The 13510-nt window shown below is 74.5% G+C and carries 11 protein-coding genes; 4 read left to right on the forward strand and 7 right to left on the reverse strand.

Annotated elements, in window-relative coordinates:
- Window positions 1–2: 2 nt before the first annotated feature.
- The 3 genes from ASD16_RS08440 to ASD16_RS08450 are packed head-to-tail and all read right to left on the reverse strand — an operon-like array spanning window position 3 to window position 6116.
- Entirely contained in the window at window positions 3–3578 is a 3576-nt protein-coding gene (locus ASD16_RS08440) for an error-prone DNA polymerase (RefSeq protein ID WP_055915331.1), read from the reverse strand.
- Entirely contained in the window at window positions 3571–5301 is a 1731-nt protein-coding gene (locus ASD16_RS08445; protein ID WP_055915333.1) for a DNA polymerase Y family protein, read from the reverse strand. Before ASD16_RS08445 ends, ASD16_RS08440 begins: the two co-directional genes overlap by 8 nt.
- Window positions 5298–6116, reverse strand: a complete 819-nt coding sequence (locus ASD16_RS08450; RefSeq protein WP_055915335.1) for a hypothetical protein — start codon at window positions 6114–6116, stop codon at window positions 5298–5300. Before ASD16_RS08450 ends, ASD16_RS08445 begins: the two co-directional genes overlap by 4 nt.
- A 227-nt stretch (window positions 6117–6343) precedes the next feature.
- On the opposite strand from ASD16_RS08450, the gene ASD16_RS08455 reads away from it, so the two are divergent.
- From ASD16_RS08455 to ASD16_RS08470, 4 genes are read left to right on the forward strand one after another with little or no spacing between them, the layout of a single operon-like run.
- Complete coding sequence (locus ASD16_RS08455; RefSeq protein ID WP_055915338.1) at window positions 6344–7012, forward strand: Pr6Pr family membrane protein; 669 nt, start codon at window positions 6344–6346, stop codon at window positions 7010–7012.
- Window positions 7013–7019: 7 nt separating this feature from the next.
- Window positions 7020–7544: a YbhB/YbcL family Raf kinase inhibitor-like protein gene (locus ASD16_RS08460; RefSeq protein ID WP_055915341.1), complete on the forward strand. Its 525-nt coding sequence runs from the start codon at window positions 7020–7022 to the stop codon at window positions 7542–7544.
- On the forward strand, window positions 7541–8107 hold the full coding sequence (locus tag ASD16_RS08465; RefSeq protein WP_055915344.1) for a YbaK/EbsC family protein: 567 nt from the start codon (window positions 7541–7543) through the stop codon (window positions 8105–8107). The genes ASD16_RS08460 and ASD16_RS08465 overlap by 4 nt, the downstream gene beginning before the upstream one ends.
- Window positions 8108–8155: 48 nt before the next feature.
- Entirely contained in the window at window positions 8156–9094 is a 939-nt protein-coding gene (locus tag ASD16_RS08470; protein WP_055915347.1) for an acyl-CoA thioester hydrolase/BAAT C-terminal domain-containing protein, read from the forward strand.
- A gap of 51 nt (window positions 9095–9145) precedes the next feature.
- Here ASD16_RS08470 and ASD16_RS08475 read toward each other — a convergent pair whose 3' ends face one another.
- The 4 genes from ASD16_RS08475 to ASD16_RS08490 all read right to left on the reverse strand — a co-directional run bounded on the left by ASD16_RS08475 (window position 9146) and on the right by ASD16_RS08490 (window position 13509).
- Entirely contained in the window at window positions 9146–10102 is a 957-nt protein-coding gene (locus ASD16_RS08475) for a type IV pilus biogenesis/stability protein PilW (RefSeq protein WP_055915928.1), read from the reverse strand.
- Window positions 10103–10172: 70 nt separating this feature from the next.
- A complete protein-coding gene (locus tag ASD16_RS08480; protein WP_055915352.1) occupies window positions 10173–11006 on the reverse strand; it encodes an RNA methyltransferase in 834 nt (277 codons plus the stop codon).
- A gap of 4 nt (window positions 11007–11010) precedes the next feature.
- Complete coding sequence (locus ASD16_RS08485; protein WP_055915357.1) at window positions 11011–12252, reverse strand: endo-1,4-beta-xylanase; 1242 nt, start codon at window positions 12250–12252, stop codon at window positions 11011–11013.
- Between the two features lie 27 nt (window positions 12253–12279).
- The gene (locus ASD16_RS08490; RefSeq protein ID WP_055915361.1) at window positions 12280–13509 is read right to left on the reverse strand and encodes a sugar MFS transporter; all 1230 of its coding nucleotides are present in this window, start codon (window positions 13507–13509) and stop codon (window positions 12280–12282) included.
- Window position 13510: the final 1 nt, after the last annotated feature.

Raw genomic sequence — 13510 nt, forward strand, 5'->3', positions numbered from 1 at the left:
CCTCACCGGAAGTCCCGCGACGCCGACCTGACCTTCAGCGACATCGGCGTCAGGTGCTCCGCGACCAGGTTGGTCGCACCGTCCGCCCGCTCCAGCCGACCGCGCACCACCAGGGCGCGGGACGTGCGGGCGACCTTGCGGAACTTCTGCCACAGCCCTGCCGAGCAGATGACGTTGAGGAGCCCGGTCTCGTCCTCCAGGGACAGGAACGTGGTCCCCCCCGCGGTGCCGGGCCGCTGCCGGTGCGTGACGACCCCGGCGACGGCAACGCGCCGACCGATCTCGTGCCGGAACGCCTGCTCGACCCGCAGGACACCGGCGGCGTCGAGCCCGTCGCGGACGAACTGTGTCGGGTAGGAGTCGACCGAGACACCGGTGGCCCACACGTCCGCGGTCGCGACCTCGACGTCGTCCAGGCCGGGGAGCATGGGTGCGGTGACCCCGACGGACACCCCGGGCAGCGTGTCCGGCCCTTCCTGCGCGAGCGCGCCGGCAGCCCACAGCGCCTCCCGCCGCGTCACGCCCAGGCTGTCGAGAGCCCCGGCGGTCGCGAGCGCCTCGAGCTGCGTCGTCGACAGCTGCACCCGCCGCACCAGCTGCCGCAGGTCGGTGAACGGGCCGTGCGCGCGCCGCTCGTCGACCACCCGCTGCGCGACGTCCTCCCCCACGGACCGGACCGACGAGAGCCCCAGCCGGACGGCGAGGGAACGCTTCCCGTCCCCCGTGCGCACCCCGGCGGGGACGGCCGGACCGGTGCCGCTCGGCGTCGGCACCAGCTGCGGCTCACCGCCCGCCGGTGCCGGTCCCAGGCGCTCCACGCACGCCTGCACGTCGGACGCCTGCACGTCCGGGCGCAGCACCTCCAGGCCGTGCCGGCGGGCGTCCGCGGCCAGGCTCTGCGGAGAGTAGAAGCCCATCGGCTGCGCCGCGAGCAGCCCCGCGTAGAACGCGGCCGGGTGGTACACCTTCAGCCACGCGCTGGCGTAGACCAGGAACGCGAACGAGTACGCGTGCGACTCGGGGAAGCCGAAGTCGGCGAACGCCCTGAGCTTGTCGAAGATCTCCTGCCCGGTGCTCTCGTCGATCCCGTGCCCCGCCATGCCGGACATCAGCCGCCCGCGCATCGCCTCCATCCGCTCGGTCGACCGCTTCGAACCCATCGCCCGGCGCAGCTGGTCGGCCTCCGCCGGCGTGAAGTCGGCGACGTCGATGGCCATCTGCATGAGCTGCTCCTGGAACAGGGGCACGCCCTTGGTCTTGGCCAGCGACTTCTCCAGCAGCGGGTGCAGGTACGTGACGGGCTGGCGGCCGTGCGCGCGCTCGATGTACGGGTGCACCGAACCGCCCTGGATGGGACCGGGACGGATGAGCGCGACCTCGATGACGATGTCGTAGAACGTCCGCGGCTGCAGGCGCGGCAGGGTGCCCATCTGCGCACGCGACTCCACCTGGAAAACCCCGACGGTGTCCGCGGCGCTGAGCAGGTCGTACACCTGCACGTCCTCGGCGGGCAGCCCGTGCAGGTCCAGCTCCTCGCCCTCGTGCTCGTGCACGAACCCGAAACCGATCCGCAGCGCGGTGAGCATGCCCAGGCCCAGCAGGTCGAACTTGACCAGCCCCGCGTCCGCGCAGTCCTCCTTGTCCCACTGGAGCACGGTGCGACCCGGCATCCGCGCCCACTCCACCGGGCACACCTCGATGACCGGCCGGTCGCACATGACCATCCCGCCCGAGTGGATGCCGAGGTGCCGCGGCAGGCGCAGGAACCGGTCCGCCAGGTCGATGACGTGCTCGGGGATCTCGTCGAGGTCGCTGGCCGACGGCGGCAGGACCGTCGGGACGACGTCGTGACCGTCCGCGGTCACCAGGCCGGGTGTGTCGACGCCCTTCGGGGCACGCAGCACCGACGGCGGCTCCCAGGTGTTGCCCCACATGGACGCCTGGTGGTGGCGACGCTCGTCCCTCGCGGTGGCGGGTGCCGGGTCGGTGTGCCCGACGTGCGGCCGCGGGCGACGACCGGAGGACGGCTTCTCGGGCGGTGGTGGCGGGGTGTTCGGCCGCAGGCTCCCCCACCGCTCGATCGACTGCGCCCACGCGTCCTGCTGCCCCGCGTCGTACCCGAGCGCCCGGGCGGCGTCCCGGACCGCCGACCGCGGCCGGTAGGAGATGACGTTGGCCACCTGCGCGGCGTGCGTCCGGCCGTGCTTCTCGTAGACGTACTGGATGACCTCCTCGCGGCGTGCCGACTCGATGTCCACGTCGATGTCCGGCGGCCCGTCGCGCTCGGGCGCCAGGAACCGCTCGAACAGCAGACCGTGCCGCACCGCGTCCACGGCGGTGACCCGCAAGGCGTAGCAGACGGCGGAGTTGGCGGCCGAGCCGCGGCCCTGCGCCATGATCCCGTTGCGCCGGCAGAAGTCGACCAGGTCGTAGACCACCAGGAAGTACCCCGGGAACCCGAGGTCCTCGATGACGTCGAGCTCGTGCGCCAGCTGCGCGTACGCGCCGGGCACCTTCTCCGACTCCGGCGGCCCGTACAGCGCGAGCGCCCCCTGCCGGACCAGCTCGCGCAGCCACGTGGCCTCCGTGTGCCCGGACGGCACCGGGTAGGGCGGGAGCCGGGGTGCGACGAGGGACAGGTCGAACGCGCACTCGTCGGCCAGGTCCGCCGCGGTCACCACGGCCGAGGGGTGCCGGCGGTGCAGCGCGAGCATCTCGGTGGCCGACCGCAGGTGTGCCATCGGCCCGCCGGGCAGCCAGCCGTCCAGGTCCTCCAGCGACGACCGGGCCCGGACGGCCGCGAGCGCGGCGGCCAGGTCGGCGTCGCGCGGGGTGGCGTAGTGCACGTTGCCGGTGGCGACGAGCGGGAGCCCGGCGTCGGCCGCGAGGTGCGCGAGGGCGTCGGCGCGGTCGGTGTCGTAGGGGTCGCCCGCCGCGGTGACCTCGACGGCCACGTTGTCGCGGCCGAACAGTGCGACGAGCCGGTCGAGCTCGGTCCGTGCCGCCTCGATCCCGTTCGCGCTCACGCCCGCGACCCCGGACGGGTCCCCGCCCGCGAGCGCCCGTCGCACGGATCCCTTGCGGCAGCCGGTGAGCACCAGCCACTGCCCCGCCGCGGTCGCCGCCAGCTCCTCCAGCCGGTAGTCCGCGGCGCCCTTCTGGCCCGTGCGCAGGTGTGCCTCCGCGATCGCGCGTGACAGTGCCCGGTAGCCGTCCGGCCCGCGGGCGAGCACGAGCAGGTGCGACGCCCGCGGGTCCGGGACACCCGTCGGCAGGTCCAGCACGGGCGGCCCCGGGCTGACGCGCGCCTTCTCCCGGTGGTGTCGGCGGCCGTCCGGTGCGGGCAGGTGCAGCTCCGCCCCGAACACGGTCGGCAGCCCGACCGCCTTGGCCGCCTGCGCGAACCGCACCACGCCGTAGAGCCCGTCGTGGTCGGTGAGCGCGAGCGCACGCAGCCCCAGCCGGGACGCCTCCGCGGCGAGCTCCTCGGGCTGGCTGGCGCCGTCGAGGAAGCTGAAGGCGGAGTGCGCGTGCAGCTCGGCGTACCGCGGGGGGAAGTGCGCGGATCGCTCAGTCATACGTCGCCTCGCACGTCCAGCCGCCCGCCGCGCACGCCAGGAGCACCGCACGGCCGTCGTCGAACGTCACCTGCAGGTGCGCACGCAGGCCGGGGCGGTCGTCGGCCGCCACCCACCAGCGCTCGCTGAGCAGCCACGGCCCGGCCCACCCGGCGACGGCGCGGGGTGCGTCGTCCGACCCGCGCGGCAGCCATCGCACCCACGCGGGCTCCCCGCGCATCCCGCTGCGCACGTCGAGGACCACGGGCGTCCCCGACGCGTCCCGCACGTCGACCCGCTCGGGCGGGTCCAGCACCGTCGCGGGTGCGGGGTCGGGCAGCCGACCCGGCCAGGGCCGGTCCACGGGCCGTGCCGGCTCGGTCTGCTCACCCCACGGTTGCAGGTGCACCTGGTCACGCACGTCGCGACCGCCCTGCAGGGTGGCGACGAGGAGCCCCGACCCACCGACGATCCCCTGCACCCGGTCCAGCGCCCGGTGTGCCCGCAGGTCACCGCCCGACGGCCCGCCCCACAGGCGCCCCTGCTCCGCCCCGGCGGAGGCGACGTCGAGGGCGGTGACCGCGAGGTGGACCAGGGTGACCGCCCGGGAGTCCGCGTCGGGCCAGGGGTCGGTCGGCAGGTCGTCGTGCGCCCAGGGGTCCCGGCCCGACGCGACCGCGTCGCGAGCCGCCCGCGAGCGCGCGCGGGCGGCGGGGTCGTCGGCCGCGCGTGCCCGGGCGGTCTCGACCGCGCCGGCGGCCAGCCACCCCTCCAGCTGCCAGCGGATCCGGTCGGTGATCCGCGCCGGGGTCAGCCCGCCCCAGCCGCCGAGGTCGGTGCGCCAGGTCCGCACCAGGTCGGTGCCCTCGTCGGTGCGTGCGGAGATCTGCAGCCGGCCGCAGGTCACCGAGTGCGCGACGAGCAGCGCGTGCAGCTCCTCGGCCAGCCGGCGGCCGGCGAACGTCGCCGAGTCGACCCGGTCGAGCGGGGGGTCGAGGTCGGTGGCCACCTCGAGGTCCGCCTCCGGTCGACGTCGGGCCGGCGGGCGCTCGTCGTCCCCGCGCGCGAGCAGCTGCGCCCAGGCGCCGAGCCGTCCGAAGCGGGCGTGCACGTCCGTGGGAGGCAGTGCGGCGAGGTGGCCGAGCTGCCGCAGTCCCAGGCGGTGCAGCAGGTCGACCAGCTGGGCCACCGCGGACGCGGCCTCGTCGGTGACCGCCGCGTGCACCAGCTCGCTCATCGCGCGCGGCGCCAGGTACGCGGCCGACGCCCCCGCGGGTACCACCGCACCGGTCCGGGCGGCCAGCACCGCGGCCAGCAGCCCGTCCGCGGTGCCGACCGCGCACTCGTGGCCCGAGCCGGCCGCGACCGCGTCGATGAGCTTCTCCGCCAGGGCGTCCTCGGAGCCGTGGTACCGGCTGGCGCCGCCCGCGGGCAGCAGCAGCATCCCGGCGCGGACCACCTCGATGCCCGCCACCACCGTCTCGGCCGCCGCGGCGACCGGCTCGAACAGCCGCACGTCCCGGGCGTCGTCGGCGGGCAGCAGCACCAGCTCCGGGCAGACCCCCTGAGCCTGACGACGTCGCATCCCCCGGCGCACACCTTCCGCCCGCGCGAGGGCGGACACCGCGGTGAGCTGCCGGCCGTCGTGCACCGCGGTGGGCACGTGCGGCGGCACCTCCTCGGACGTCGCGGCGGCCACCACCGGCCAGTCCGGGACCCACAGGACGGTCGTGCGGGTGCTCATCCGACGAGCCTCAGACCGGCCGCCGGGGCCTGGGCGGGCTGCGCAGGTACGGGCACAGGCACAGAGCCGATCGGCAGGGTCAGGTCCAGCGTGCGAGGCACGGCGGCGCTCCCGCGGCCGGTGCGGAGCAGCCGGATCTCGTGCGTGCGCAGCCGTCCCTCGCCCGCGTCGATCCCCGTCCACCGGCCTGACTCGACCGTGAGCACCACCCCGGCGCCGGGCCAGTCGACCGTCGACAGGAGCACCGACCCGCGGTCCCGGGCGCGCGCGGACAGCTTGCGGCGGTCGGTGTCCGTCAGCGCGGCCTCCGGTCCGACGACCACCACGTCGACGCCGTCGAGCAGCGCCGCCACCACGGTCGGCGCCTCGAGACCGGGGCGCGGGACCACGGCCAGCCTGTCGAGAGAGACGCCGGCCTGGGCCGCTGCGAGCAGGCCGATGGTGGGCTGGCCGACCACGGCGGCCCACGCCCCGCCGGCGCACGCGTGCGCGAGCACGGCCAGCACCAGCGACGTCGACCCCGTGACCACCGTGGTGCCACCACGACGCAGCCCCTCGGGCAGGATCGGGGCCAGCGGCGGCGGGACCGCCATCGGGGGGCGCTCGCTGGTGATGATCCCGGTGGTCGGCTGCTCGGCGGGGACCTCGGGCAGGTGCGGCAGCACCACCAGCGCTGGCGCATCGCTCGCCTCCGGCGGGACCTCACGGCCCTCCGGCGGAAGCACGCTGCGCGCCCCTGTGCGCTGCTCCGCGCGGGCGAGAGCTGCCCGGGCGAGCACGGCACGGTCCTCGCGCGACAGGGTGCCGACGGCCATGCGATCCTCCTCCCGATCAGCCGATGAGAGGGTGCTCCCGGAGACCTCATCGAACATCTGTTCGAAGTATCTCAGTACACGCTGACACTCGTCGCACTGTCAATTCACTGTCACTCCGGCGTCGCCCGGTCGGGGGACGGTCGGCGTGCCAGCGCCCGCGACGTCGCAGGTCTCGGCTATGTTCTCGTCGCCCGGCAGCGTGGCCGGCGTCAGCAGAGAGGCACGCCATGGGAGTCGTCGTCGGGATCTACCGCCTCGCACTGGCCGGGATCGGCCTGCTCGCGCTGTTCTGGGCACCGAGCACCGGTCTGACGTTCGACCTCGAGGACTACGTCTACTTCACCAACCAGTCGAACCTGCTGCTGGCTGTCGTGATGCTCTGGGGCGGCATCGCTGTCCTCGCCCGACGCACGGAACCCGCACCGTGGCTCTTCGGCGCGGTGACGCTCTTCATCCTCATCACCGGGCTGGTCTCGTACCTCATCCTGGACCCGGCACCTCCCGGCGAGGAGATCGTCGCGCTCGGCCTGACCCGGGACCAGATCGTGCACCGCCTGACCCCGATCATGGCGTTCGTGCACTTCGCGCTGATGGTCCCGCACCGCAGCCTGCGCATCCGCAACGCCGCGTACTGGCTGCTCTACCCGGTGGCGTACTGCGCGTTCACCACGGTCCGCGGGCTGCTGAGCCCGGGGAGCGACTACCCGTACGGGTTCATCGACGTCTCCGAGCTGGGCTACGGCGGCCTGCTGCTCAACGTGCTGATCTACGGCGTCGGCTTCTTCGTCCTGGGTCTCGCGCTCGTGGGTCTCGACCGGGTCCTGCCCGCGCAGGCGATCGTGGGACGTCGCGTTCCCGAGCCGACCCCGCGCGCGCCCCTGATCCCCGCGCCATGATGTCGCCATGGCCGTGAACCTCACCCGTCCCGTCGCACCCGACCCCTACTCCCTGCTCCCGTCGGTGCCCGGCTTCGCCCTGACCAGCGAGGACTTCACGCCCGGCGAGCGCCTCCCGGACGTCCACACCAACACCGACGCGGGCAGCAACGTCTCGCCCCAGCTGTCGTGGGAGGGCTTCCCCGACGCCACGAAGTCGTTCCTGGTGAGCTGCTTCGACCCGGACGCCCCCGGTCCCGCCGGCTGGTGGCACTGGACGGTGGTCGACGTCCCGGTGACCACCACCTCGCTCCCCGCAGGCGCCGAGCTGCCCGCCGGGGCGTTCGCACTGCGCGGGGACGACGGCGAGGCCCGGTACGTGGGCGCCGCTCCCCCGCCCGGCGACCAGGTGCACCGGTACTTCTTCGTCGTGCACGCCCTCGACGTGCCCTCCCTCGGCCTCGGGCCGGACACGACGCCGGGCGCCGCGAACACCGCGGTGCTGTTCCACACGCTCGCCCGGGCGGTCCTCGTCGGGACCTACCAGCAGTGACGCTCGGCACGCTGACCTGGGTGCGCGCCCTCGACCGTCCCGACCTGCTCGCCGTCCCCACGCTCGCCGCGATCGAGGCCTGGGCCGCGCAGGACCCCACGGTGGCGGAGGCCGTCCTGGTGACGGAGATCGACCCCGACCTGGCGGACACGGCCGCACTCACCGAGGCGTTCGGGCTGCCGCCCGCTGCGTCCGCCAACTGCGTGCTCGTCGCGGGTCGCCGCGAGGGTGAGGAGCGCGTGGCCGCGGCCGTGGTGCGGGCCACCACCCGAGCCGACGTGAACGCCACGGTCAAGCGGCTGCTCGACGTCCGCAAGGCGTCGTTCCTGCCCATGGACCGCGCGGTCGAGGAGTCAGGGATGGAGTACGGCGGCATCACCCCGCTCGGCCTGCCCACCCGCTACCGCGTGCTGGTGGACGGCCGCGTCGCGGTCGACGACCCCGACGCCGGGCCGACCGTCATCATCGGCAGCGGGGTACGCCGCTCGAAGCTCGCGCTGCCCGGAGCACTCCTGGCCCGGGCCCCGGGCGTCGCCCTGGTCGACGGGCTCGCGCTCTCCTGACCGGTCGACCCGGCACCGCCGTGGGCGACCGTCGCTAAGGTGCCCGTCATGAGCCGGACGACGAACCGCGTCATCCGCGACCGGTCCGTCTGCCACAGGCACGGGATCGCGGGGGTTCTCGTGCGGCCCGCATCGGGCGCCGACTCCGCGGTCGTGGTGATCGGCGGCTCCGAGGGCGGGATGCACGAGCGTGACGCCGTCGCGCTCGCCGAGGAGGGCTTCGCGGCGCTCGCCCTCGCGTACTTCGGCGCACCCGGCGTGCCGTCCGTCCTCGTGGACGTCCCGCTCGAGTACTTCACGCGAGCACTCGACCTGCTCGAGGCGCAGGGGTTCGCGCCGGGCTCGATCGGGCTGCTCGGCGGGTCCCGTGGCGGTGAGGCGGCACTCCTGGTGGGCAGCCGCGACGAGCGGGTCGGGTCGGTGGTCAGCATCGTCGGCAGCGGCGTGGTCACCCCGGGGATCGACTACGAGGCGGGCCGGCTGGACGCCATCCTGCAGTCGTCCGGACCGGCCTGGACCATCGACGGCGAGCCGCTGCCGTTCCTGCCCTACGAGGTCACCCCCGAGCTGGTGCGGGCCATCGAGAACCACGAACCGGTGGCCCTGCGCGACGCGTTCGCCGCCCTGCCGACGGATCCGGCCGCCCTGGACCTCGTGAGCATCCCCGTGGAGCGGATCCGCGGCGGCGTCCTGCTGGTGGCCGGCAGTGACGACCAGATGTGGGACTCCCCCGGCTACAACCAGGTCGCCGCCGACCGCCTGGCCGATCACGCGTACCCGTGGGCGAACGTCGTGCTCGACTCCGTCGGCCACCTGATAGCGGGACCGCCGGGCGGCGTCTCGACCAGCCTGAGCCCGGGTCCCGGGGTCACGTTCCGCAACGGCGGCGACCCGGTGCTCACCGCGCACGCCCGCAAGGAGACCTGGTCGCGCACCCTCGGCTTCCTGCGCTACACGCTGCCCCGCGAGGAACCGACGGAGGACTGAGTCACGCCCGCGGACGGGTCGTCCCGGGTCGAGCGACGCCGGCGGGGGTCCCTACTCGCTCCCTGGGCCGTCGCCGAACGCGCCGAGCTCACCGACCTGCCGACCCGGCCCCGACGACGCCCAGTCGTCGAGAAGGGCACGCACGTGCTCCTCGCGCCCGGCGACACCGAACCTGCGGGCGCTCCGCCACGAGCCCTCCGGCTGTCCGTGGTCGTGCGCGCCGGGACGCCCCTCGCTGCACGCCTTGCACAGGATCTGGAAGCTCGACGTCCAGTCCTCCGCCGCCAGACCTCGGCCGTCCGCGAGCGCGGAGAGCGCCTGCGCGTCCGCCTGCTCGTGCGCCTCCACCTGCACCGTCCAGGTGAGCAGGGGCGAACGTTCGAGCAGCGCGAGCTCGTTGAACACAGGAACCCACGACGTGCCGTTGAACCTCTCGCCGAGCGGGGACCCGTCGATGAGCACGACGTCGCCGTAACGGTGTCCGGACTCCGGCAGCGGCACGTTGACGATCCGCGCATGCCCCGGTGACAGCCGCTCGGTCCAGACGACCTCGGTCTCGTGCACGACACCGTCGATCTCGAACGGCTCCGCGCCCAGGTCGGTGTCGGTGGGGTTCAGTCGGACCGGCACCATGCCGAGCCGCATCGTCAGGGGACCGTCGCCCTCGGGGACGTCCACGCCGTACCGGTCCCACGCGCGGCGGGCGGACGCCCAGTCGCCGAGCGCCGTCGCGGCGATCCCCAGGTTCCACGCGGCCGGGTTGCCGTCCCGGTCGGGCGGGGCGCCGTCCAGGGCTCGGGCGTTCAGCCGCGCCGACTCCACCCAGTCGCGGCGCCGCTTCGCGAACAGGCCGAGGTCGAACCAGAACCCCCGCGCTCCGGGGTCCGCGGCGACGATCAGCCAGGCGAGGCGTTCTGCCTCGACGCGGTCTCCAGCATCGTCCGCGACCGTGTACGCCGCCCGGAGCCGCTCCATGTCGTCGCCGTCCCGGCGTCGCCTCAGTCGCATGGCAGCCGATGGTGCCACGGAGCGGGGTGCCGATGGCCGCGAACCACCGGAGGTCGTGCGGCGGCCGTCCTCACACCGCGGGGAGCCGCGTGGCCCAGAACGCGACGGCCGCGGCCGCGGCCACGTTGAGCGAGTCCACCCCGCCGGCCATCGGGATGCGCACCACCAGGTCGGACTCCGCGACGGTCATCGGCTTGAGCCCGTGCCCTTCGGCGCCGAGCACCAGCGCGAGCCGTTCGGGCGGGTCGGCGACGAGCTCGTCGAGCGTGATGGAGTCGTCGGACAGGGCCAGCGCGGCGGTGACGAAGCCCGCCTCGCGCAGCACGGAGATGCCGTCGGGCCACGGGTCGATGCGGGTCCACGGCACCTGGAACACGGTCCCCATCGACACCCGGACCGACCGCCGGTAGAGCGGGTCGGCGCACCGCGGGGTCACCAGCACGGCGTCGACCCCGAGCGCGGCCGCGGACCGGAAGGCGGCCCCGACGTTGGTGTGGTCGACGATGTCCTCCAGCACGGCGACGCGGCGAGCGCCGGCGAGCAGGGCGGCCACAGGCGCGAGCACCGGTCGGTGCATCGCGGCGAGCGCCCCGCGGTGCACGTGGAAACCGGTGATCGCCTCGAGCACGGGCTCCTCGGCGACGTACACGGGGACCACCGTGTCGTCGGCGGGCAGCCCGGCCAGCAGGCGTTCGAGGTCCGGGAGCCAGCGCGGCGACAGCAGCACGGACCGCGGTCGGTGGCCGGCCGCGAGCGCACGGCCCAGGACGGTCGAGCTCTCGGCGATGTAGAGACCCTTGGCGGGCTCCTGCCGGGAGCGCAACGCGACGTCGGTCAGCGAGACGTAGTCGGCGAGCCGCTCGTCGGCGGGGTCGGTGACGGGCTGGGGGGAGGCGACGGGCACCGCCTCATCCTTCCAGCCGGACGACGACCTCCCCGTCGTGCGCGAGCTCGAACGGTGTCCCGTCGACGGTGTAGGTCCCGAGGAACCCGCTCACGGGCACCTGGCCCGTCGACGAGGTGCGGGAGGTCGTCGGCGCCAGCCACCACTCGTCCTTGACCAGCCGGCGCAGCACGTCGTATGCGGGCTTGGGTGTCCCGTCGGCGCGGACGAGCCCGGCGGGAGCGCCGAGCCATGCACCGTCGTCGGAGATCCCCCAGTACGTCGCCGCCTGCACGGCCGGGTGCCCGACGAGGGTCCGGTAGTGCCGCTCGATCTCGTCGGCCTGCCGCGCCTCACCCTCGGGGGTGGACGGCCACGACGTGACCTGGTGGTCGTTGAGGTCCTCGATGTGCGCGGGCATGAGCTCGCCGGACAGCAGGGTCGTCTCGGTCAGGTGCAGCGGCAGCCCGAAGCGCGCGAACCGGTCGAGGGTGGCCAGCGTCTTCTCCTCGCCCCAGTAGCCCTGGTGCATGTGGCTCTGCAGCCCGATCGCGTCGACCTGGATGCCCGCCGCCAGGACACCCTCGATCAGGCACTCGAACGCGGTCGACATGTCGAAGTCGTTGAGCAGCAGGGTGGCCGTCGGGTTGGTCTGGCGGGCGGCGTCGAACGCCAGCCGGACGGTCGGGATGCGCCCGCGGTCCCACGCCAGGCGGGTCAGTCCGTTGGGCTCCTTGTCGAACACCGGCATGATCACGACCTCGTTGATCACGTCCCAGGTGTCGATCACGCCGGCGAAGTCGGCGACCTCGCGACGGATGCGTGCGTCCTGGACGTCCGCGATCTCGTCGGTGGTCAGGTCGAGCAACCAGGGCGCGGCCACGGTGTGCCAGGCGAGCGGGTGACCCTTGACCGCGACGCCGCGGTCCGCGAACCAACGCGCTGCCGTGAGCAGCCGGGCCGTGTCGGGTCGGCCGCGCACAGGTTCGAAGCGGCCCCAGTAGAACGGGAGGGTGGCGGCGTTGAACACGTCGAGCCAGAGGTCGGCGAGCGCGGCGGCGGACCCGACCGGCGCCCCGCCGAACGCGGGCGGCTCGGCGGCCGCGCCCTCGCCGTTGGCGAGCGCGACGAAGTCGAAGCCGATGTTGCCGAACAGGAACGCGTGCCGTTCCTGTTCGACGACGACCTCGGTGTCCGCGAGGGGACGTCCGTGGGCATCGAGGACCGTGACGACGGCGTCGGCGCGTCGGTGCTGCGGAGTGGGCATCGGACCAGCCTGCCACGGTCGATATCGTTATCGGTCGGCCGCCACGCCGGTCTCCAGCTCGACGGCGGGGATCGCGCTCCGGCGCGCCGCCCGTCCCCCGAGCACCGCGGCCGTCGCGCCGAGCAGAGCCACGACGGGGACGACGAGGAACGCCCGGTGCGTCCCGACGGCGTCGGACAGCGCGCCGAGCGCGAACGGTGCGACGCCGATGGCCAGCCCGCCCGCGAGCGTCGCGCGCGCCTGGGTCGCGTCCGCGCGGCCCGGTGCCGTGGCCAGCAGGAGCGCGACCGACAGCGGGTACTGCGCGCCGTACCCGAGCCCGGCGACGAAGAGGCCGGCGATGGCGACCGGCGGGGTGGTCGCGGTCCACAGGATCGCCCAGCCGCCGATGGCGACGACGAACGCGACGGCCAGCAGCATCACCGGCGCGACCCGCAGCGACAGGGGTCCGACGACGAACCGGATCACCGACATCCCGGCCACCAGGCCCGCGGTCGTCGCCGCCGCGATGCCGGGGCCTGCACCGGTGCGCTCGAGCACGAGGCCGGTCGCCCAGTAGGTCGTGGCGAACTCCATCGCGATGGCGGCGACCATCGTCGCGAGGAAGCACCAGCCCGGCACCGTGGTGCGCGCGGGGACCACGCGGGCGGCGGTCGCGTCGGGGACGTGCGGAGGCGTCATCGCACCGCCGACCGGGATGCGCGACACGATGATCGCGGAGACGAGGGCGAGCACGACGGTCACCGCCACGGCCGGCCGCCAGCCCCAGCCGATGGCCACGCAGACGCCGACGGTCAGCGGCCCGACGAGCCCGACCGACGAACCGATCCCGTTGCCCTCGGTGAGCGCCGCCGACGCCTTGCTCCCGTGCCGCAGGGCGACCCCGGCCTGTGCGGCGCTGATCGCGATGTTGCCCCCGAGCGCCAGTACCACCATCGCGGGCAGGCTCCACGCCAGCGACGGGGCCATGACCAGGCCGGACGCCCCGACGGCGATGAGCCCGCAGGCGACCAGGATCGCGCTCCGCCGGCCGTGACTGCGCACGATCCGCGGCGTCAGGAACGCCGCGAGGATGCCTCCGGCGGCCATGGCGGTGCCGTGCAGCCCGGCCTGCGCGTCGCTGATGCCGAGCTCGTCCGCGAGCAGCGGCACGCTCGGGTTGAAGCTGTACAGCAGCCAGCCCCACACCACGAAGCTCCCGTAGAACGCGACCGTCATCCGGTCGCGGGGGAACCCGGTGGTCGTGGGGCTGGACATG

The organism is Cellulomonas sp. Root485 (assembly GCF_001426705.1).
In the GTDB taxonomy this organism is placed as follows: Bacteria; Actinomycetota; Actinomycetes; order Actinomycetales; family Cellulomonadaceae; genus Cellulomonas.